A 21,284-nucleotide genomic window follows, 5' to 3' on the forward strand; every position below is an offset into this window, starting at 1 on the left:
CCCGGGACGACACCTGCCGCACCCCGTACTGCGACGCCCCGATCCGCCACTTCGACCACATCATCCCCTGGCACCGCGGCGGACCCACCACCCAGGCCAACGGCGCCGGACTCTGCGAAGCCTGCAACCACACCAAAGAAACCCCCGGCTGGAGTGTCCGGCCCCGGCCCGGCCCCAGACACACCATCGAGATTCAGACCCCCACCGGCCACAGCTACCAATCCACCGCACCCCCACTGCCCGGGACGGGTCTGACCGACTCGCCTCCGCTGCCCAACACGGCCGTGCCGGCCACCGACACCAACCATCACCGCCGCAAACTCCGACACCGTTTGAAGACGGTCAGGCGGGCGCAGTCCGCGAAGTCGCTCGCGGCCTGAGTTGCGGCAGGACAGTCACGGGCGGCAAACCTGCGTACAACGCAGCCGCCCGCCGATCCAAAAAGATCGGCGGGCGGCAAGAGGTGAACCGTCGTGGCGCAAGGTCCGCCAGGCGGGCGGGCCGGTCAGCGCGCGGCGACTTCCTCGGGCTCAGGCTCGCCGACGTCCGCCGTCGAGGTTGCCGGTTTGCGCAGCTTGGCGCCCTCCACATCGACGTCCGGGAGGATGCGGTCCAGCCAGCGCGGCAGCCACCAGGCCTTTTCGCCCAGCAGATACATCACGGCCGGGACGATCGTCATCCGGACCACGAAGGCATCAATCAGCACACCGAAGGCCATGGCGAAGCCGAGCGGGCGGACCATGTTCAGGTGCGAGAAGATGAAGCCCGAGAACACGCTGACCATGATGATCGCGGCCGCGGTGACCACGGCGGCGGCGTGGCTGAAGCCGGAGCGGACCGCATGCTTCGCCGATTCGCCGTGCATGTAGGACTCGCGCATGCCCGAGGCGATGAACACCTGGTAGTCCATTGCCAGGCCGAACAGCACGCCGATCAGGATGATCGGCAGGAAGCTCAGCACGGCGCCCGGGTTCTCGACGCCGAAGATGGTCCCCAGCCAGCCCCACTGGTAGACGGCGACGACGGCGCCGAACGCGGCGGCGAGTGAGAGCAGGAATCCGCCGGTGGCGAGCAGGGGCACCCAGATGGAGCGGAACACGAGGAGCAGCAGGATCAGCGACAGTCCCACCACGATGGCCAGATACGGCGGCAGTGCGTCGCCGAGTTTGGTGGACACGTCGACGTTGCCGGCGGTCTGCCCCGTGAGGCCGATGCTGGCGCCGGTGGTGTCCTTGATCTGGCCCTTTTCGGCGCGAAGTTCGGAGACTACCTGGACCGTGCTGGCGCTGGCCGGCCCTTCGTTGGGGATGACCTGGAACACCGCGGTGCGCCGGTCATCGCTCAGCGCCAGTGGCACGGCGGCGGCGACGTTCTCCGTCTCGCGGAGGATGTCCGCGACGTCGAACTGTTTGGCCTGCGCCTCGGCGGCGGTCAGTCCCGCGGGGAAGTCGCCCACCACGATGATCGGGCCGGTCATGCCCTCGCCGAAGCTTCGTTTCGTGACGTCGTAGGCCTGGAACGCCGGCGAGGCGACGGGTTCGGAACTGGCGTCGGGCAGGGCGAGCCGCAGCTGGCTGGCGGGCAACGCCACAACTCCCAGCAGCACAACCCCGGCCAGCAGGGCCAGCCACGGGTGCTTGGTGACAATGCCGCCCCAGCCGTGGCTGCTGCGGTATTCATCCCTGGCCCGATCCTCGGTTTCGTGGCCGGGAGCGGCATTGTGCTTGTCCGCCTTGGCCCACGCCCGCTTGGAGATCAGCTTGCGGCCCACGAGGGAGAGGACGGCCGGCGTCAGGGTCAGGGCGACGACGACGGCGACTGCCACCGTCCCGGCGGCGGAGAGACCCATGACGGCCAGGAACGGAAGGCCCGGAACGACCAGGGCCGCGAGGGCGATGATGACGGTCAGGCCGGCGAAGAGCACGGCATTTCCGGAGGTGCCGGTGGCCAGCGCCACCGACTCCTCGTGGTCCATTCCGGAGAGCAGCTGGCCGCGGTGCCGGTTGACGATAAACAGGGAATAGTCGATTCCGACGGCCAGGCCGAGCATGAGCGCCAGCATGGGGGAGATGGAGCTCATGTCCACGGCGCCGCTCAGGGCGAACGTGGCGCCCACGCCAACGGCGACGCCGACCAGTGCCATCAGCAGCGGAAGGCCCGCGGCGATCAAGGTGCCGAGCATGATGATCAGGACCAGGGCTGCCACCGCGATGCCGATGATCTCGGCGGTGCCGAAGAGCTCGGAGATGTCCTCGCTGATTTCCTTGCTGGGCAGGGCGGTCACGTCGGCGGCGGAAACCTCTTTGACGATGTCCTGGACCTGCTGGCGGACCTCGGGGTCGAGGCCGTTGATCGAGGTCTTGAACTGGACCTGAGCGATCGCGGCCTTGCCGTCCTCGGAGACGAAGCGGAGACCTTGGGAAGCCTCCAGCTGCCGGGCGCCGAGCGCCAGCTGAGCTTCGCCGGCTTCCAGTTCCTTGGTGCCGGCGTCGAGCTTTGCCTGCCCCTCGGCGAGGGCCGCCTTCTGCTGGCCGAGCTGCTGCTCGATCGCAGCGGGGGGCATGCCGGCAGCGGTCATCTGCTGTTCGGCAGCCGCCAGCTGGGCCTTGCCGGCGGCGAGTTCGGCGGCGGACTTCTCCAGCTGCGCCTTGCCGGCGGCGGACTGCTTTTTGCCGGCGGCGAGGTCTGCGGCGGCCTTGTCCAGCTGAGCCTGGGTGGCGAACGGGTCCACCGTGCCCTGAACGTCGGGCAGGGTTTTGAGCTTGGTCAGTGCCGCGGTGACGGCGTCCTTGCCCGCCTGGCTGAACTCGTCACCGTTGGCTTCGAAGACAACGCTGGCGGAGCCGCCGGAGGAGGAGGGAAGCTCAGTCTTGAGCTTGTCCGCCATCTGCTGGGTTTCGGTTCCCGGGATCTGGAAGTTGTTGGACAGGGTGCCGTGGAACGCGGCGGCCGCGCCGCCCACCGCCACCATCACTGCGAGCCACACGGAGATGACCAGCCAGCGGTGGCGGTACGAGAACTTGCCGAGACGGTAGAGCAGTAGGGCCATGTCAGTGCCGATCTGGGGAAGGGGCGGAGGTGTTAGCCGGGGTGGCTGCTGCCGGAGTGGTGTCAGGGCGGGCGAACCCGGAGCCCAGCAGGGTCATGGAATCGATCAGGAGTTGGCGCAGGCTGGACAGGGATTCCGGCGTAAGGGATCCGCCGCACCGGGAGAACCAGACGTCCATGGCGGCTTTGCCGCACGAGATGACGGAACCGGCCAGGGCGCGGAGGTACAGTTCGTCGAGTTCGACGCCGGCCGCCCCGCGGGAACGCTCGCGGGCCGCGCTGATGATCTGGACGGTGCAGTGGTCCCAGGCTTCCAGCTCGGACCGGCTGAGCTGCGGATTGGCCTGGCCAAGGCTGTACAGCTCGGCCAGCGGGGCCACGGTCATGGGGTCTGCGAGCGCCACGAGGGCGGCGCGGGCCGATTCCATGAACGGTTCCCCGGCCGGACGCAGCCGGAACTGCTGGAGTGCCGTGTCCAGGAATCCGAAAGTGACGGCGGCGATGGCCGCTTCGGTACTGCTGAAGTAGTTGAAGAAGGTGCGGCGGGAGATACTGGCGGCGTCGGCGATGTCCTCGACCGTGAAGTTGCCGGGGCCGTTGGACCGGAGCAGCGCCAAGGCGGCGTCGGTGATGGCCTGACGGGTGGCCGCTTTGTTCAACTCACGGCGCGACAGTACTGACGGTGGTTCAGCCGGCGCAGGGGATGCCGACGGTGCGGTTGGGCTGGCAGGCGGGGAGGCGGGCACGCAATTACACTACGTGCATGTTTGCACTCAGGGCAACTTTTAGTCAGCTTCGGGCCTTGTCAGGAAAACGGACTGCCCGGTGGCGCCCGGTTCGCCTTCCGGGAGGGGGATGGCGAAGACGGCGGTGCCGTAGGCGCAAACCTCGGTCCAGGTGGTGCCCAGCTGCGAATTGTCGAAGCGCATGGCCACGATGGCGTTGGCCCCGCGCTGTTCCGCCTCCTTGACCATCCGGGCCATGACCTCCTGCCGGCTCTCGTAAAGCATGCGCGTCATTTCGGGCAGTTCCCCGCCGCCGATCGAGCGGAAGCCCGCCATGACCTGGCCGCCGATATCGCGGGCGCGGACGGTCAAACCCATCACTTCGCCGAAAACGGCGTCGATCCTGTGGCCGGGGATGTCATCGGAGGTCACGATCAGCATGACCCGAGCGTACCCAGTCCGGGGCCGTCCGGACCCGTAAACCTGCGAATAAGCCCGGGAAAGTCTTCCGAACCAGGTGCGAGGGACGCTCCGGAACCTTCACAGGAACATGAAAGGTTCCGAACAGCTCCCGCTGAAGCGGTCCCCGCAGACTTGAACCACGTCTTGAACGAGACAATCACCGCTACCAGCCGTGGCAGCACGGCCGAACCAGGAGACAGCAGATGTCACGCACCAAGAGAATGACGCTCGCCATTTCGGCCGGGGCCTTGGCCCTCGGCGCCGGGCTTGGAGTCACCGGGATGGCCTCCGCCGCCACCACCACTCCGACGCCGACCCCCAGCGCCTCGGCAGAGGCGACGCCAGGGACCTCCGGCGCCGACGGAATGCGCGGCCACGGCCACGGCAGGGGCGGGGAGCGCGGCGGCGCCCAGGCTGCCGAACTGGCCGCCAAACTCGGCGTGGAGGAGGCCAAGGTCACAGAGGCGCTGCAGGCCTTCCGCGAAGCCAACAAGCCCACCACCCCGCCCGCCGAGGGCACCAAGCCGGACCGCGCAGCCAGGGACGCTGCGCTCGCCAAGTCGCTGGCGGAGTCGCTGGGGATTGAGGAATCCAAGGTCACCGCGGCGCTGGAGGAGCTGCGGACCGCGGCCCAGGCTGACCGCGCTGCGGCGTTGAAGACCAAGCTGGACAAGGCGGTCACCGACGGCACCTTGACCCAGGCTGAGGCGGACGCCGTTACCAAGGCCGTGGAGAAGGGTGTCATTGGGGGCGGCGGACACTAGGACCCTGTCTGGCTGCAGCCGCCGGCTCACAGCGGACACGGCTTAGCAGCACGTCAAAAGAGAAGAAGTCCCCGGGAGCTTCCCGGGGACTTCTTCCGTGATGGCTTGTAACGGCGGTTAGGCCTTGGCGTCGGCCAGTTCGCGGCCTTCCGGCGACGCCGCGCCGGCAGCGGCGGCGGAAGTACCGTCGGAAGTACCGCCGTCGGCTGATCCGGCGACCGTGGTGTCGGTGTCGGCGTCGGCGTCGTCGCTGAACGGGTCACCGGAGCGCGGTGCGTTGTACAGCGACTCGTCCAGGATGCCCTGGCGCTTGGCCACGATGGTGGGGATCAGGGCCTGCCCTGCCACGTTGACGGCGGTGCGTCCCATGTCCAGGATCGGATCGATGGCCAGGAGCAGCCCGACGCCGGCGAGCGGCAGTCCCAGGGTGGAGAGCGTCAGGGTCAGCATCACGACGGCGCCGGTGGTGCCGGCGGTCGCGGCGGAGCCCAGCACGGACACGAGGGCGATCAGGAGGTACTGGGTGAAGTCGAGCTGGATGCCGAAGAACTGGGCCACGAAGATCGCGGAGATGGCCGGGTAGATCGCGGCGCAGCCGTCCATCTTGGTGGTGGCGCCGAGCGGGACAGCGAAGGAGGCGTAGCCGCGGGGGACGCCCAGGCTGCGTTCGGTCACGCGCTGGGTCAGCGGCAGGGTGCCCACCGAGGAGCGGGAGACAAAGGCGAGCTGCACAGCCGGCCAGACGCCGGAGAAGTACTGCCGGACGGACAGGCCGTGGGTGCGGACCAGGACCGGGTAGACCACGAACAGCACCAGGGCGAGGCCCACGTAGATGGCGAACGTGAACTTGCCGAGGGAACCGATAGTGTCCCAGCCGTAGATCGCCACGGCGTTGCCGATCAGGCCGACGGTGCCGATCGGGGCGATCCGGATGATCCACCAGAGGACTTTCTGGATCACGGCGAGGGCGGAGGCATTGAGGTTCAGGAACGGCTCGGCCGCCTTGCCGACCTTCAGCGCGGCGATGCCGACGGCGACGGCGATCACCAGGATCTGCAGGACATTGAAGCTCACCGTGGTGGTGGCGACGTCCTCGGTGATGGTGGTGCTGGCGCCGAGGCCCAGGAAGTTCTTCGGGAACAGGCCGGTCAGGAACGCCCACCAGCTGCCCACCTTGGACGGCGCTTCGCCTTCGCCGGTGATGCCTGTGTTGGCGCCGGGCTGCAGGAGCACGCCCAGGCCGATGCCGATCAGCACGGAGATCAGCGCGGTGATGGCGAACCAGAGCAGAGTGTTCCAGGCCAGCCGGGCGGCGTTGGAGACGGCGCGCAGGTTGGAGATGGAACTGACCACGGCGGTGAAGATAAGGGGCACGACGGCGGTCTGCAGCAGCGAGACGTAGCTCGAGCCGATGGTCTGCAGTGTGGCGCCGAGGGCGTTGGGGTCCGCCTTGGTGCTGCCCGTGTATTTGGCCAGTAGGCCGAGGCCCAGGCCCACGATCAGGGCGGCGATGATCTGGAAGCCGAACGAGCCGGCCCATGTGGGCAACTGGAAGCCGGTCTTTCCGGCGGGTGCGGGGGTGCTTGTCTGAGTGGTCACCGGATCACGCTAGGACCAGTGCAACTATCACGTCGAAAGGATGTTGAGAAATATTACGCGCCCAGCGTTCGGTCCCAGCCGCCGGATCCCCGGAACCACGCCGCAAAACCACCCGTTTGTGAAGTTATTCCAGCCTCCGGTGTGGCGATTGTCTCCCCTGTTTTCGCCGAGGTGAGAGTTCGCGCCCATGACCCTCAAGGACATGGGCGCGAACTCTCACCTCGGCGGTGCGACGGGGTCTCGACCTACCCCAGCAGCGCGCGCTTCAGGGTGTCGAGGCCTACGGAGCCGATGTTGAGGGCTTTCGTGTGAAACGCCTTGAGGTCGAAGCCCGGGCGGGATTCGAGCTCGGCGCGGATCTGCTCCCAGAGCCGCTGGCCCACCTTGTATGACGGCGCCTGGCCCGGCCAGCCGAGGTAGCGGGTGAACTCGAAGTTGAGCTGGCCTTCGCTGATGGCGAGGTTCTGCTTCAGGAACTCGTAGCCCTTGTCCGGGGTCCAGGTGCCGGACCCCCAGCGGGCGGGAACTTCGAGCTCCAGGTGGACGCCGATGTCGAACACCACGCGGGCCGCACGCATCCGCTGCATGTCCAGCATGCCCATGTGGTCGCCCGGATCCTTGAGGTAGCCCAGCTCCTGCATGAGCTTCTCGGCGTAGAGTGCCCAGCCTTCGCCGTGCCCGGAGGTCCAGCAGACATTCCGGCGCCACTTGTTGAGCAGCTCGCGGCGGTAGGTGGCGGTGGCGACCTGAAGGTGGTGGCCGGGGACGCCCTCATGGTAGACCGTGGTGGTCTCGGCCCAGGTGGTGAAGGTGTCTTCTCCCGGCGGGACGGACCACCACATGCGGCCCGGACGGCTGAAGTCGTCCGAGGGCCCGGTGTAATAGATGCCGCCTTCGTCGGTCGGGGCAATCTTGCACTCCAGGGTCTTCATGACGTCCGGAATGTCGAAGTGGACGCCCGCGAGGTCGGCCACGGCCTTGTCCGAGAGCTCCTGCATCCACGCCTGGAGGGCGTCAGTGCCCTTGAGCTGCCGCGCGGGGTCGTTGTTCAGGACCTCCTTGGCTTCCTCGATGGTGGCGCCGGGGCGGATCTCCTCGGCCACGCGCTCCTGCTCGGCGATCAGGCGGTCAAGTTCCTGCACGCCCCAGGCGTACGTTTCCTCGAGGTCCACCGTGGCGCCGAGGAAGGCGCGGGAGGCCAGCGAGTAGCGCTCGCGGCCGACGGCGTCCTTCTCCGGGGCGACGGGCAGCAGTTCGGACTCCAGGAATCCGGCCAGCCGTGAGTAGGCCACCCTGGCGGCGGCAGCGCCGGCGTCGAGCTTGGACTGTACGTCCCCGGGCAGCGGTCCGTCCGCGGTCGTGGCGCCGGCGGCCAGCTTCGCGAAGAAGCCGTCCTCGGCTGCGTGCTTGGTGGTCTGCTCGATGACGATTTTCACCTGCCGCGCGGCGGCCACCTTGCCGTCCTCCTTCGCGGAGCGCAGCGACTCGATGTAACCGTCCAGCGCGGCGGGGACGTTGTGCGCCCGCCCCGCGATGTGGTCCCACTGTTCGGCGGTGTTTGTTGGCATCAGGTCGAAGATCGCCCGGATCTCCTGGGCGGGGGAGGCGATGTTGTTCAGTTCGCCGAGGTCCCAGCCGGATTCGTGGAGTTCCAGCTGCAGGCCCAGGCGCTCGCGCATGGCGTCCAGGGTGACGGCGTCGACGTCGTCCACCGGCTCCAGTCCGTCCAGCGCGGCGAGGGCCTTCCGCGCGGCGGCGGCGAACTCCCGGTGCCCGGCGGGGGAGAAGTCCTGGTATTCGGTCTCATGTCCGGGGAGGCCGAGCTCGGTGGCGAAGCTCGGGTTAAGCCGGATCAGGGTGTCCGTGAAGGCGTCGGCGACGGCATCGATAGCGGTCTGCGGGCGCACGGCTGATGTGTTTTCAGTGGTTTCGATAGTCACCCGAAAGAGACTAGCCGGGCTGCCGCCGTTATGAAAGGGTTGCTGAACTTTTCGCCCAGGGACTTTGTCTTAGCCCCGGCTGCGCTTCCACGAGCCGGGACCCGGCCTCGGCGCCAGCTGCAGCTGCTGACGGCGGATCCAGTGCCGGGCGCCGGGCTTTTCCGGTGCCGGCGCTGCGCCGCTGTCCAGGGAGAGCACGACGGCGGACAGCGCCGCGAGCTCTTCCGGCGTCGGGTCGCCCTTGGCCACGGCGAACAGGGGCCGCTCCGCCGCCGCGGCTTCCAGGGGCTCGCTTTCAGGCGTCACAGCGGGATGTTCCCGTGCTTCTTGGCGGGCAGGCTGGCCCGCTTGTCCCGCAGGGCACGCAGGCCCTTGATGATCTGCATCCGGGTCTCGGACGGCGCGATGACCGCGTCCACATAGCCGAGCTGGGCGGCCTGGTAGGGGTTGAGCAGCTCTTCCTCGTACTGCCGGATGACCTCGGAGCGCTTGGCCTCGACGTCGCCGCCGCTCTCCGCCACTGCGGCGAGCTCACGGCGGTACAGGATGTTGACCGCGCCCTGGGCGCCCATCACGCCGATCTGGGCGGTGGGCCAGGCCAGGTTGAGGTCCGCGCCGAGCTTCTTGGAGCCCATCACGATGTACGCGCCGCCGTAGGCCTTGCGGGTAATGACGGTCAGCTTCGGCACGGTGGCCTCCGCGTAGGCGTAGAGCAGCTTCGCGCCGCGGCGGATGATGCCCTGGAACTCCTGGTCCTTGCCCGGCAGGAAGCCCGGGACGTCCACAAGGGTGATGATCGGGATGTTGAAGGCGTCGCAGTGCCGGACAAAGCGGGCGGCCTTCTCCGAGGCGGCAATGTCCAGGGTTCCGGCGAACTGCATCGGCTGGTTGGCGACGATGCCGACGGTGTGGCCCTCCACCCGGCCGTAGCCGATGATCACGTTCGGGGCGTAGAGGGACTGCATCTCCAGGAAGTGCGCGTCGTCCACGATCTGCTCGATGACCTTGCGCATGTCATAGGGCTGGTTGGCCGAGTCCGGGATGAGGACGTCCAGGGCGAGGTCGTCGTCGTCGAGCTCCAGCTCCTGGGAGTGCTCCAGGACGGGGGCTTCGGAGAGGTTGTTGGAGGGAAGGAAGTCCAGGAGTTCGCGGACGAACTCGACGGCGTCGGCCTCGTCGGAGGCCAGGTAGGTGGAGGTACCCGTGTTGGCGTTGTGCTGGCGGGCGCCGCCAAGGGTTTCCATGTCCACGTCCTCGCCGGTGACGGTCTTGATGACGTCCGGGCCGGTGATGAACATGTGCGAAGTCTTGTCCACCATGACCACATAGTCGGTCAGGGCGGGGGAGTAGGCCGCGCCGCCGGCGGAGGGGCCCATGATGAGGGAGATCTGCGGGACCACACCGGAGGCATGGACGTTGTTGCGGAAGATGTCCGCGAACATGGCCAGCGAGGCGACGCCTTCCTGGATGCGGGCGCCGCCGCCGTCGAGGATGCCGACCACGGGGCAGCCGTTGCGCAGCGCGAATTCCTGGACCTTGACGATCTTCTCGCCGTTGACCTGGCTCAGCGAGCCGCCATAGACGGAGAAGTCCTGGCTGTACACGGCCACGGGGCGGCCGTCCACGGTGCCGTAGCCGGAGACCAGTCCGTCGCCCAGCGGCTTCTTCTTCTCCATGCCGAAGGCGGTGGAGCGGTGCACGGCCAGGGCGTCGAATTCGACGAAGGAGCCGGCGTCCAGCAGCAGGTCGATGCGCTCGCGGGCCGTGTTCTTGCCGCGGGCATGCTGCTTCTCGATCGCTTCCGGGCCGGAGGGCTGCTCAGCACGGGCCTGGCGGTCGCGGAAGTCGGCAATCTTTCCCGCGGTCGTGGTCAGATCGTGGCTCATCAAGTGTCTCCGGCTCTGTCGCTGATGGTTGTGGTGCTGAATCGTGTGCTGCTGGTAGTGCTGTGCTGCTGGTAGTGCTGTGCTGCTGGTAGTGCTGTGCAGGCCCTGTCCTCGTGGCGTTTTAGTCGGTATCCACAAAAGCCGGGCCCTGAGGGCAAGTCTAGTGACGGCATTGGCCCACGCCGCTGTAGAAACCCTACAATTTTCGCCCCCACCCTCCCGGGGACCACGTCAGCTTCTCCCGAAGGGCGCCCCATGAACCCTGGCCGACTGCCGCCCCGCCGCGCGGGACCTTCCTGCCCGGTTGCCCGGTCCTGGAGGGGCTATCCGCTAAGCGAATCCCCGGGATTCCGCGGGTCCGCCGGCCTGTCGGCACATCGTGTCCGGAGGAACCGGGCGGGAGCGTCGGAGGAGGCCGGCGGGGCAGGCCGGCGGGGCGCGGCGCTCGCGCCCAGAAAATGTTACTCACCAGTAACATGAGTCGGCTAGAGTGTCCTCATGACTTTGAGCAACGACGCTTCGGGCGCCGCCCCGCATCCCCAGCAGCCCGCGCCACAGCAGTCCGGGCCCTACCGAGCCGCCGGTTCCCTCCAGGGCCGCACCGTCCTCATCTCCGGGGGCAGCCGCGGGATTGGACTGGCCATCGCCACCCGTGCCGCGCGCGACGGCGCCAACATCGTCCTGATGGCCAAAACCGGCCAGCCGCACGCCAAGCTGGAAGGCACGGTTTACTCCGCGGCCGAACAGATCGAGGCGGCCGGCGGTCAGGCCTTGCCGCTGGTGGGGGATGTGCGCAATGACGCCGACGTCGCGGGCGCCGTCTCCGCCGCCGTGGAACGCTTCGGCAGGATCGACATCGTCATCAACAACGCCTCCGCGATCGACCTGTCCACGACCGACGACGTCGACATGAAGCGCTACGACCTGATGCAGGACATCAATGTTCGGGGCACCTTCCTGCTCTCCAAGCTCGCCCTGCCTGCCCTGCGCGAATCCGGTGCGGGGCAGATCCTGACGCTCTCCCCACCGCTGAACCTGGACCCCAAGTGGGCCGGCATGCACCTTGCCTACACCATGGCCAAGTACGGCATGAGCCTGACCACCCTGGGCCTGGCCGAGGAACTGAAGGCCGACGGCATCAGCGTGAACTCCCTGTGGCCCTGCACCCTGATCAACACGGCCGCCATCCGCAACATGCCGGGCGGCGAAAAAATCGTGCGCGGCGCCCGGGGCCCCGAAATCATGGCGGACGCGGCCCACGCCGTGCTGACCAACAGCCACGCGGTCCCGGAGTCCGGCAGCAGGAGCGGCAATTTCTACACGGATGAGCAAGTCCTGGCCGCCGCGGGCGTCACCGACTTCACGCCGTACAGCCTGGGCGCGCCGGAAGACCGGTTGATCCCTGACATTTTCCTCTGAGTTTCCTGTGGGCTGGTCCGGAGCCGACGACGGCGTAACTCGGTAGGATTCAAAGCATGGAAGCCGCGCAGGAAGCCCCGGACCGTCCGCCCCTCGACGTGAACGCCCTCAGTGATGAGGCGTTCCTCTCAGCCAACGGCATTCCGCGGCTCACAATCGTGGAGTCCACCGGGTCCACCAACGCGGACCTGCTGCGCGGAGTCACCGAGGATCCCTCGGCCTATCCGGACCTCACCGTGCTCACCGCCGAATACCAAAGCGCTGCCCGCGGCCGGCTGGACCGCCGCTGGGAAGCACCCGCCGGCAGTGCTGTCTCCGTGTCACTGGTGCTGCGTCCGGTCAACGCGGACGGACGTCCGCTGCCGACCCAGAGCTACTCCTGGCTCTCGCTCCTCGCGGCACTTGCCCTGCGCGAGGCGCTCCTGGAAACCGCCGGGATCCCCGCGGAACTCAAGTGGCCCAACGACGTCCTGGTCCGCGGACGGAAGATCGCCGGCATTCTGGCCCAGATGGGCCCGATGCAGGGCGGCGCCGTACCGCCGGTTGTGCTGGGGACAGGGCTGAACGTCACGCTCACCGAGGCCGAACTCCCGGTGCCCACCGCCACGTCCGTCCTGCTGGAACAGCCGACGTCGGTGGACCGGACCGGGCTGCTGAAGAGTTATCTGTCCCGGTTCGCGACGCTCTACCGCAGCTTCTGCAACGCCGACGGCGACCCCGCCGCGGGGATGGCCGGCGGACCGTCGCTGCACAAGCGGATCGAGCACGTCCTCACGACGCTCGGCAAGCAGGTCCGTGCCCAGCTTCCCGGTGACCACGAAATCATCGGCCACGCCACACGCCTGGATGACTACGGCTCACTCATGGTGGTCGACGCCGGAGGACACGAGCACGTGGTGACGGCCGGAGATGTGGTGCACCTGCGGCCCTGGACGCCCCCCGGCCAGGATTCGGGCCACGAAAGCGGCTATGCGTAAAGAGCTCCTCCCGGGCGAGCAAGTGATTGTGGTGACCCGGCCGCAGCCCCGGACCCTGATTTTTCCGGCGCTGCTGTTCATCTTGGTTCCGGCGCTGGCCGCCTACGGCAGCGCCTGGATTGTGAAAGGCGGCCCGTCCCACCTCATGCCGCTGATCAAGGAGTCGGCCAGGCAGTGGACACCCTGGCTGATCGGAGCCTGCATTGGACTGGCGGCCTGGGTACTGCTGGGCTACTGCCTGCCGCGGGCCATGACTTGGCACGCCACGAAGTACACCCTGACAAGCCAGCGGCTGGTTGCCCGTTACGGCATGCTCCGGCGGCGCGACCAGCAGGTTTCCCTGGCCACCGTCCGTAATGTGGTCATTCATCAGTCGTTGCTCCAACGCATATTGCGTTCAGGGAACATATCCTTGGATACCGGGTACCCCAACAGCACGGTGGTCCCCGACGTTCCGGAAGTCGCGACGTTCCGAAACTTCATCCTCGACGCCATCGATGATCTCCCGCCTGCCGGGGACCTGGGCGTCGCGGATGTGCCCTACGACCACGCCAGCCCCTGGCAAGTAGAGCCCTGGCCGATAGAGACGAGAGAAGGTGGAAGAGATGAGCGCTGAGAACGTTCACCGGGAAACGGGACTGCTGGCGAACGAGCCGTCGCACGTTTCGGATGCCTTCGTTGAGGCCGCCAGCCTCGAAGCAGCGGTCCTCGACTCCCTGGCCGAGGCCGCGGATGACGTTCCTGCGGAGTCCGCTACTGTGCCGGACCAGACTGTTGCAGCGCCCGACGACGCCGATTCGGACGAGACGGACACAGACGCCGATTCGGCGGGCACGGACTCCGACGCCGATTCGTCCGCGGGAGACAGCGACGCCGACGACAGCGACGCCGACGACAGGGCGGAGCAGCCCCCCGCTGCAGCTCCGCCCACCGGGGCCATGTCCGCCGAACGCATTGCCTTGAAAGCCCTTGAACAGAGGCTGCTTGGCGGAGAACGCAAGCTGCGCCGCCGTGAAGTCGCATCCGGCGCGGGACTGTCCCTGCTCTCCGCCCGGAAACTGTGGCGGGCCCTGGGCTTTCCCAACATCGGTGACGAGGACGTGGCCTTCACCGAACGCGACCAGGCCGCGCTGAACACCATCGTGGACCTGGTCCGCGGCGGCAAACTCACCGAGGAAGCCGCGATCTCCGTCACCCGTGCCATCGGCCAGATGACAGACCGCATGGTGGTCTGGCAGGTCGAAGCCCTCGTGGAGGACATGGTCCAGAACCAGGGTGTCACCGACGCCGTCGCACGCAAGCGGCTGGTTGGCGAACTGCCGTCCCTCGTGGACGCTCTGGAGGAAATGCTGCTTTATTCCTGGCGCCGCCAGCTCAACGCCGGTGTCCAGCGACTTGCCGTGCGCGCCGAGGCCGGGCTCGCCTCCAGCGAGGAAGGCCGCGAAGGCGACGAGGATGACGCCCCGCTGCCGCTGGCACGCGCCGTCGGATTCGCGGACCTGGTCTCCTACACGAGCCTGTCCCGCCGGATGAACGAAAAGACCCTCGCCCAGCTGGTCCAGCGCTTCGAGAACAAGTGCGCCGAAATCATTTCGGTGGGCGGCGGGCGGCTGGTCAAAACGGTCGGCGACGAAGTGCTCTACATTGCCGAGACCCCCGCGGCCGGCGCCGAAATCTCCCTGGCCCTGTGCCAGGCCTTCACCGAGGACGAAATCCTTCCCCAGGCACGCGTCGCCATGGTGTGGGGCCGCATCCTGTCCCGGCTCGGCGATATCTACGGTCCCACCGTCAACCTCGCGGCGCGGCTCACGGCACTGGCAGATCCGGGAACGGTGCTGGTGGACTCCATGACCGCGGCCGCGCTGGAACAGGACGAGCGGTTTGTCCTGCTGCCGCGGCCGGCCGAGGACGTCCGCGGCTTCGGCGAAATCCACCCCGTTCAGCTCCAACGCGGCAGCGGCCGCGGACTCGTCCTGGATTAAGCGCCCCTGAGCTGCATCGATGCTGATCCTGCCGGACTTGACTCCGCCGGGGTTTCTCTAATCGATAGCTAATATGCAATAGTCGAAGCTATCTGGCACCAGCACGGGCGATGCCCCCTGCGTGGCGGCCGTGATCTTCCGGGGGACACAGCACACATGAAGACTTTCCTGACAGCCCTGCGGCCCAAAACCCGCAGGCCGGAACCATCACGCCCGCTCACTGCCGCCCGCCGCCGTTTCCTGAGCGCGGCCGGCCTTGCCGTCGCCTCCGCGGTCCTCATCACCGGCGCCATCATTTATCCGGGGTTTAAGACTGCTGAGGTGGAGTTGAATGATGGCGGGGTGTGGGTGGTGTCGAAGTCGAAGAATGCGGTGGGGCGGTTGAATTATCCGTCGCGGGTGTTGGATGGGGCGGTGACGCCGGCGTCGACGACGTTTGATGTGTTGCAGGATGCCGGGAATGTGTTTGTGGATGATTCGGCGGGGTCGACGTTGAATCAGGTGTCGGCGGCGCAGATGCGGTTGGGCGGGGATAAGAAGTTGCCGGGTTCGGCGGTGGTGAGTTTCGGGTCGGAGGTCATTTCGGTGACGGATGCGGCGCGGGGTTCGGTGTGGGCGTTGTCGCCGTCGACGGTGAACGGGTTTGATGAGGAGAATTCCGAGCCGGTGTTGAAGGGTTCGCAGGGGACGGTGTCCGCGGTGGGGGCGGATGACCGGATTTATAGTGCGGATCCGGTGTCGGGGCAGGTGACGGTGACGTCGGTGGATGCCGGGGGTGCTGTGACGGATGCTGAGGTGAGCGCGTGGGAGGGGTTGAAGGGCGCGGGGGATCTGCAGCTGGCGGTGGTGGGGGACCGGCCGGTGGTGTTGGATGCGGGCCGGGGGAAGCTGTTTTTGCCGGGCGGGCGTGAGCTGGCCCTGGCGGAGGCGCGGGATGCGAAGTTGCAGCTCTCGGGTCCGGCCGCGGACTCCGTGGCGGTGGCGACGCCGAAGGCGTTGTTGCTTCAGCCGTTGGATGGGTCGGCGGCGAAGACGGTCACTTTTGGCGGGCAGGGGGTGCCGGCGGCGCCGGTGCAGCTGGGCGGGTGTGTGCATGCGGCGTGGTCCGGGGCGAACAAGTATGTCCGGGACTGCACGGATGATGCCAGTGACAAGTCCGTGGCTGTGCCGAAGGCGAGTGCCTCACCCAGTTATGTGTTCCGGGTGAACCGGGATTTGGTGGTCCTGAACGATGTGAATTCCGGCAATGTGTGGCTGGTGAACCAGAACATGCAGCTGGTCAACAACTGGGACGACGTCATCCCGCCGCAGCAGACCTCCGACGACGCGGACAAGGACTCCGCCGACGAAGTCCAGCAGACCGTGCTGCCGGACCGCACCAAACCCAACAGCGCGCCCGTCGCCAAACCCGACACCTTCGGCGTTCGCGCCGGCAAGACCACCATCCTCCCCGTGCTCGACAACGACACAGACCCGGACGGCGACATCCTCACCGTCCGCAGCCCGGACCCGCTCACATCCGGGCTCCTCGCGCCGATCTACGGCGCCACGGGCTTCCAGGTCAGCGTCGGGGACAACAAGGCCGGATCGGAAACCTTCAAATACACGGTGGACGACGGCCGCGGCCTCTCCGCCACCGCCGACGTCACCCTCAACATCGTGCCGCCGGGAGAGAATGCCGCCCCGCGGCAGAAACCCAACCGCAACACCACCCTCGTCGTGCAGTCCGGCAAGGTAGTCAGCCAGAACATCCTCACCGACTGGATTGACCCCGACGGCGACGACCTGTTCGTCGTCGGCGCGGCCAGCAGCGATCCCCGCGACCAGGTCAAGGTCCGGCCCGACGGCCTGCTCAGCTTCCAGGACGCAGGCTCCGAGCCCGGCCGCAAGACCGTCACCGTCACGGTCTCGGACGGACGCTCCACCGCCGACGGCAAGGTCACCGTGGACGTCCGCGCCCCGGGCGCCCTGCCCCCGATCGCCAACGCGGACCACGTCGTCGCCGTCGCCGGGGTGAACACGGTCATCGCTCCGCTCAAAAACGACTCTGACCCGCAGGGCGGCGCCCTCCGCCTCGCCCAGGTCACCCCGGACGGCAACTCGACCGCCACGATGGGCGCGGACCAGCAGACCTTCACGTTCAACTCCACCGCCCAGGGCGCCCACTACGTGACCTACCTCGTCACCAACGGACCGGCCAGCGCCCAGCAGCTGGTCCGGGTCGACGTGGTCCCCGGCGGCGGGGACGGCGCCCCGGTGGCTGTCCGCGACACCGCCCTGCTGCCCAGCGGCGGCAGCGTCCTGGTGGACGTCCTCGGCAACGACTCCGACCCGTCCGGCGGGGTCCTGGTGGTGCAGTCCGTGACCGCCGCTGACGGCCTGCCCGTGAGCGTTTCCGTGCTGGACCATTCCGTGGTCCGGGTCACCGACATCCGTGCGCAGGGCCAGCTCAGCGTCAAATACACCATCTCCAACGGCAAATCCTCCGCGAGCGGCGAGATCGCCGTCCTGGTGGTCCCCGCGCCCGCCAAACTGCAGGCGCCGCAGGCCAAACCGGACGAAGCAACGGTCCGCGCCGGGGACGTCGTCACTATCCCGGTCCTGGAGAACGACACCGACCCCAACGGCGGCAAACTCAGCCTGGAACCGGTGCTGGCCCAGCAGCCGGACGCCGCCGACGGCCGGATGTTCACTGCGGGAGGCGCCCTGCGCTTCATCGCCGGCGAAGTCCCGAAGACCGTGTACGCCATTTACAAGGTCACCAACGCCTCCGGGCAATCGGACTCCCAGCAGGTCACCATCCGCATCCGGGCCCGCGACGACGAACGCAACACCCGCCCGGAACCGAAAAACCTCACCGCCCGCGTGGTGGCCGGCATGACCGTGCGCATCCCCGTGCCGCTCGACGGCGTCGACACCGACGGTGACTCCGTCCAGCTGACCGGCGTGGACAAGGCTCCCGCCATGGGCACAGCCGTGGTCAAGGACGGCTACCTGGAATTCACCGCCGCCGGCAACGGCGCCGGAACGGACACGTTCAGCTACCGTGTCCGGGACCGGATCGGCGCCGAAAACACCGGGACCGTGATCGTCGGCATCGCCCCGCAGGAAGCCAACAACCAAAAACCCATCGCCGTGGACGATGCCGTGGACGTCCGGCCCGGACGCAAAGTCGCCGTCGAGGCCCTCCAGAACGACTCGGACCCGGACGGCGACCCGATCAGCCTGGTCGGCAACGCCTTCGAGGCGCGCCCCGAACTCGGGGTCGAAACCGCCGACGGCGGCAAGGTGCTCCTCACCGCCCCCGCCACCGCCGGCAACGAAAGCATCAGCTACAAGATCCAGGACGACAAAAAGGCCCAGGGCAGCGCCGTGATCCGGGTCCGGATCAGTCCGGACGCCGCCTTGAAACCGCCCCTGGCCAAGGACGATGTGGTCACCCCCGCGGAGACGCTGGGCAAGTCCGCCGTCGACGTCCCGGTCCTGAAGAACGATTCCGATCCCGACGGCGTTGCCGCCGAGCTGAAGATCAGCCTGCCCGACGGCAACCCGAATGCCCGCGCGGGCGACGGCAGTGTCCGGGTGGCCCTCGCGCCGAAGGACCAGCTGGTCCCGTACACCGTCACCGACGTCGACGGCAAGAGCGCGACGGCGGTCATCTGGGTCCCCGGGCAGGGCGAACAGCACCCGACGCTGGCCCGGGCGGACGTCGTCGAAGTGATGGCCGGCAAGCAGATCGACCTGGACCTGAATGACTACGTCCGGGTCAGGGAGGGCCGCACCCCGCGGATCACCCAGGTGGACAAGGTCCGGGTGCAGGGCGCCGATCCGCAGAACGTGGTGGCCGGGAACGGAAGCGCGCTGCGCTACGCCGCGCTCAAGGACTACGTGGGCCCCGGCTCCGTCACGTTCGAAGTGACCGACGGCACGGGCCCAGACGATCCGCAGGGCCTCAAATCCACCCTCAGCATCATCACCAAGGTCGTCCCCGACCCGAACGCCAACCACCAGCCGAGCTTCAGCGGCGCCACCCTGGAGGTACCCACGGCCGAATCCGCCACCTTGGACCTGGGCAACCTGGCCAAGGACGTGGACTCCGGGGACCAGGAGAAGCTCAAGTTCGAGCTGGACGGCACCCTGCCCGAGGGCTTTAAGGCCACCCTGGACGGTGCCATCCTGAAAGTCACCGCCGACTCCGCCAGGGCTGCCGGCTGGAAAGGCAGCATCCCGCTCAAGGTCACCGACGGCCGCTCCGAGCCGGTCAAGGCCAGCATCGCGGCAACCGTCGTGGCGTCCAACCGGCCGCTGCCGGTCGCGAACGAGGACGTGATCGAGAAAGCCAACGCCGGCAAGACCGAAACGGTCAACGTGCTCGCCAACGACTTCAACCCCTTCAGCGAGACCCCGCTGAGAATTGTGTCCGCCACCGTGGAAACCGGCTCCGCCGCCGGACAGCCCGCGATAGCCGGCGACTCGATCACGGTCACCCCGGCCGGGGGCTTCAAGGGCGTTATGGTGCTCCGCTACACCGTGATGGACAAGACCGGCGACGTCTCCCGGCAGACCGACGGCCGGGTCCGGATCACGGTCCGGGACAAACCCGATGCGCCCTCGGCACCGGCGGCCACGGACGTGCGCAGCCGGACCGCGGTGCTCAAGTGGGCGCCGCCGTCGGACAACGGCGCCACCATCAGCAAATACACGGTGCGCTCGAACGGGTTCAGCCAGGACTGCGCCACCACCACCTGCACCCTCAGCGGACTGACCAACGACGTCAAGTACGTCTTCACGGTGACCGCCACCAACGAGGTGGGGGAGTCGGTGCCGTCGCAGGCCTCCAACGAAATCCGGCCGGATGAGAAGCCCTCGCCGCCGGAGTCTCCCGCGGTCAAGGCCGGGGACAAGAACATGGTCATCACCTGGCCCGCGGCGAAAACCGAAGGCTCGGCCGTGAAGAACTACAACCTGGAGATCTCCCCGCCGCCGGCCAGCGGCATCGCCGTGAAGAACGGTGTGGCCGGCCTGAGCTACACGTGGCCCGGACTGACCAACGGTGTGCGGTACAAAGTCCGCGCCCAGGCCGTCAACGAACTCGGCCCCTCCGAGTGGGGCGCCTACTCGGCCGAGGACAACCCGGCCGGTGTTCCCGCCGCCCCGGCCGCCCCGACGACGGCGGTGGCGTCCTCCGTGGGGACCTCCAACCAGCTCCAGGTGAACTGGAACGAGCCGGACACCAACGGCGACGCCATCAAGAACTACTACGTCACGATGAGCGGCGGCGGCGGCACCACCGAGACCCAGATGGTCGCCGGGACGGTGCGGACCGCCAACTTCACCGCGAACAACTCCGAAGCCGGGTATACCTTCACGGTCCAGGCCGAGAACAAGGCGGGCAAAGGCGCCGTCAGCGCCGCCTCGGCCCCCCGCCGCGCCACCGGCAAACTCGGCCAGGTTTCCGGCGTCAGCGCGACGGCGGCGGACACCGGCGGTGCGGGCCGGGCCCTGGTCATCAACTTCCGGGAACTGGATGCCGCCGGACGCAACGGATCCCAGCCCGGCGAGGTCAGCTACACCTACTACGCAAGCCCCGGCGGAAAGACCGGCGCGATCCGCCCCGGCCAAAAGGTGGGCGGGTTCACCAATGGCCAGGCCACCACGATCACCGTGACGGCCAACTCGACCGTCGCGCCGAGCTCCGACGCCAGCGCCGGGGCCACCGCCACGCCGCACGGGTCACCCGGAACACCGTCCGCCTCCGGCCAGGACGGCGCCGAAAACCAGAGGAACCTCAGCTTCAGCTGGAGCTCCCCGTCGACAACCACCAACGACGTTGCCTACACCCAGATCAGCATCGACAACGGCGGCTGGGAGCGCGTGCCCGCCGCGGGAAGCCGGACAGTCAACACCGGCGGCTTCAGCGAAACGCACTCCATCCGGGTCCAGACGGTCAACTCCCTCGGCACCGGCGGCCCGATCGCCTCCGCCTCTGCCCGGTCCGGGACTGAAAAGACCCGTTGGACCACCCGGCTCAACAGCGGGATGAGCCGCAGCTGCACCGATCTGCCCGGAGCCACGTCCTACGACAACAGCGAGCCGGGGAACTTCACCTGCGACGGCCAGAGCGGCACCGACCGGCCCTGGATGGGCCCGTCGGATGTGTTCGACGTTATGTGCTGGAAGCCGCACGGCACTTACTACAGCGGTGACGGGCAGTGGTACTACATCATGCGCGGCTCGCCGAACCAGACGCGCTGGATCAACTCCACCCACACCTCAATTGGTTCGCCCGGGCAGAGCGGCGTCCCGCTCTGCACCTTCCCGACCGGAGCGACACCATAACCGCCCCGGCAGCCGTGGGCGCACCGGCCAACGGGCAGACCTGCCCATCGCGCACTTCCGGACAGTTCGGTAGGCTGTCGCGGGAACTGAGGGCCTTGTCTCGGGTCCACCACGGGAATCACGACGCCATCCTGAAGGAAATC

14 protein-coding genes are annotated in these 21,284 nt (G+C 67.9%); 7 read left to right on the plus strand and 7 right to left on the minus strand.

The genetic code is table 11. From position 1 onward, the window contains the following. A partial coding sequence (locus AC6EUH_RS05110; RefSeq protein WP_499737979.1) for an HNH endonuclease occupies positions 1 to 380 on the plus strand: 380 nt, incomplete at its 5' end. Positions 381 to 505: 125 nt separating this feature from the next. Here AC6EUH_RS05110 and AC6EUH_RS05115 read toward each other — a convergent pair. The 3 genes from AC6EUH_RS05115 to AC6EUH_RS05125 all read right to left on the minus strand — a co-directional run bounded on the left by AC6EUH_RS05115 (position 506) and on the right by AC6EUH_RS05125 (position 4,214). Further along, the gene (locus tag AC6EUH_RS05115; protein WP_056427170.1) at positions 506 to 3,049 is read right to left on the minus strand and encodes an MMPL family transporter; all 2,544 of its coding nucleotides are present in this window, start codon (positions 3,047 to 3,049) and stop codon (positions 506 to 508) included. 1 nt (position 3,050) lies between these two features. Then, complete coding sequence (locus AC6EUH_RS05120) at positions 3,051 to 3,722, minus strand: TetR/AcrR family transcriptional regulator (protein WP_499738104.1); 672 nt, start codon at positions 3,720 to 3,722, stop codon at positions 3,051 to 3,053. A 111-nt stretch (positions 3,723 to 3,833) separates the two neighbouring features. Then, positions 3,834 to 4,214, minus strand: coding sequence for a YbjQ family protein (locus tag AC6EUH_RS05125; protein ID WP_499737980.1), 381 nt, complete (start codon positions 4,212 to 4,214; stop codon positions 3,834 to 3,836). A 224-nt stretch (positions 4,215 to 4,438) separates the two neighbouring features. Here AC6EUH_RS05125 and AC6EUH_RS05130 point away from each other — a divergent pair, with 224 nt between their 5' ends. Continuing rightward, complete coding sequence (locus AC6EUH_RS05130; RefSeq protein ID WP_499737981.1) at positions 4,439 to 4,999, plus strand: hypothetical protein; 561 nt, start codon at positions 4,439 to 4,441, stop codon at positions 4,997 to 4,999. A gap of 117 nt (positions 5,000 to 5,116) precedes the next feature. Here the strand turns inward: AC6EUH_RS05130 and AC6EUH_RS05135 are convergent, their stop codons facing one another. The 4 genes from AC6EUH_RS05135 to AC6EUH_RS05150 form a co-directional block, all read right to left on the minus strand. Then, positions 5,117 to 6,598, minus strand: coding sequence for a dicarboxylate/amino acid:cation symporter (locus tag AC6EUH_RS05135; RefSeq protein WP_499737982.1), 1,482 nt, complete (start codon positions 6,596 to 6,598; stop codon positions 5,117 to 5,119). 245 nt (positions 6,599 to 6,843) lie between these two features. Continuing rightward, positions 6,844 to 8,538 carry a DUF885 domain-containing protein gene (locus AC6EUH_RS05140; protein ID WP_499737983.1) on the minus strand — a complete coding sequence of 565 codons (1,695 nt, stop codon included), beginning with the start codon at positions 8,536 to 8,538 and terminating at the stop codon, positions 6,844 to 6,846. Between the two features lie 69 nt (positions 8,539 to 8,607). Further along, positions 8,608 to 8,844, minus strand: a complete 237-nt coding sequence (locus AC6EUH_RS05145; protein WP_056427155.1) for an acyl-CoA carboxylase subunit epsilon — start codon at positions 8,842 to 8,844, stop codon at positions 8,608 to 8,610. After that, positions 8,841 to 10,424, minus strand: coding sequence for an acyl-CoA carboxylase subunit beta (locus tag AC6EUH_RS05150; protein ID WP_056427152.1), 1,584 nt, complete (start codon positions 10,422 to 10,424; stop codon positions 8,841 to 8,843). The genes AC6EUH_RS05145 and AC6EUH_RS05150 overlap by 4 nt, the downstream gene beginning before the upstream one ends. A 498-nt stretch (positions 10,425 to 10,922) precedes the next feature. On the opposite strand from AC6EUH_RS05150, the gene AC6EUH_RS05155 reads away from it, so the two are divergent. The 5 genes from AC6EUH_RS05155 to AC6EUH_RS05175 all read left to right on the plus strand — a co-directional run bounded on the left by AC6EUH_RS05155 (position 10,923) and on the right by AC6EUH_RS05175 (position 21,141). Continuing rightward, positions 10,923 to 11,843, plus strand: a complete 921-nt coding sequence (locus AC6EUH_RS05155) for an SDR family oxidoreductase (RefSeq protein WP_056427147.1) — start codon at positions 10,923 to 10,925, stop codon at positions 11,841 to 11,843. 56 nt (positions 11,844 to 11,899) lie between these two features. Then, on the plus strand, positions 11,900 to 12,820 hold the full coding sequence (locus AC6EUH_RS05160) for a biotin--[acetyl-CoA-carboxylase] ligase (RefSeq protein ID WP_056427144.1): 921 nt from the start codon (positions 11,900 to 11,902) through the stop codon (positions 12,818 to 12,820). Continuing rightward, positions 12,813 to 13,436 (plus strand): PH domain-containing protein, encoded by a 624-nt coding sequence (locus AC6EUH_RS05165; RefSeq protein ID WP_499737984.1) that lies wholly within the window; start codon positions 12,813 to 12,815, stop codon positions 13,434 to 13,436. Before AC6EUH_RS05160 ends, AC6EUH_RS05165 begins: the two co-directional genes overlap by 8 nt. Beyond that, a complete protein-coding gene (locus tag AC6EUH_RS05170; protein WP_499737985.1) occupies positions 13,426 to 14,802 on the plus strand; it encodes an adenylate/guanylate cyclase domain-containing protein in 1,377 nt (458 codons plus the stop codon). Before AC6EUH_RS05165 ends, AC6EUH_RS05170 begins: the two co-directional genes overlap by 11 nt. A gap of 156 nt (positions 14,803 to 14,958) precedes the next feature. Continuing rightward, complete coding sequence (locus AC6EUH_RS05175) at positions 14,959 to 21,141, plus strand: Ig-like domain-containing protein (RefSeq protein WP_499737986.1); 6,183 nt, start codon at positions 14,959 to 14,961, stop codon at positions 21,139 to 21,141. Positions 21,142 to 21,284: the final 143 nt, after the last annotated feature.

It is taken from the genome of Arthrobacter sp. 001422645, from assembly GCF_059816125.1.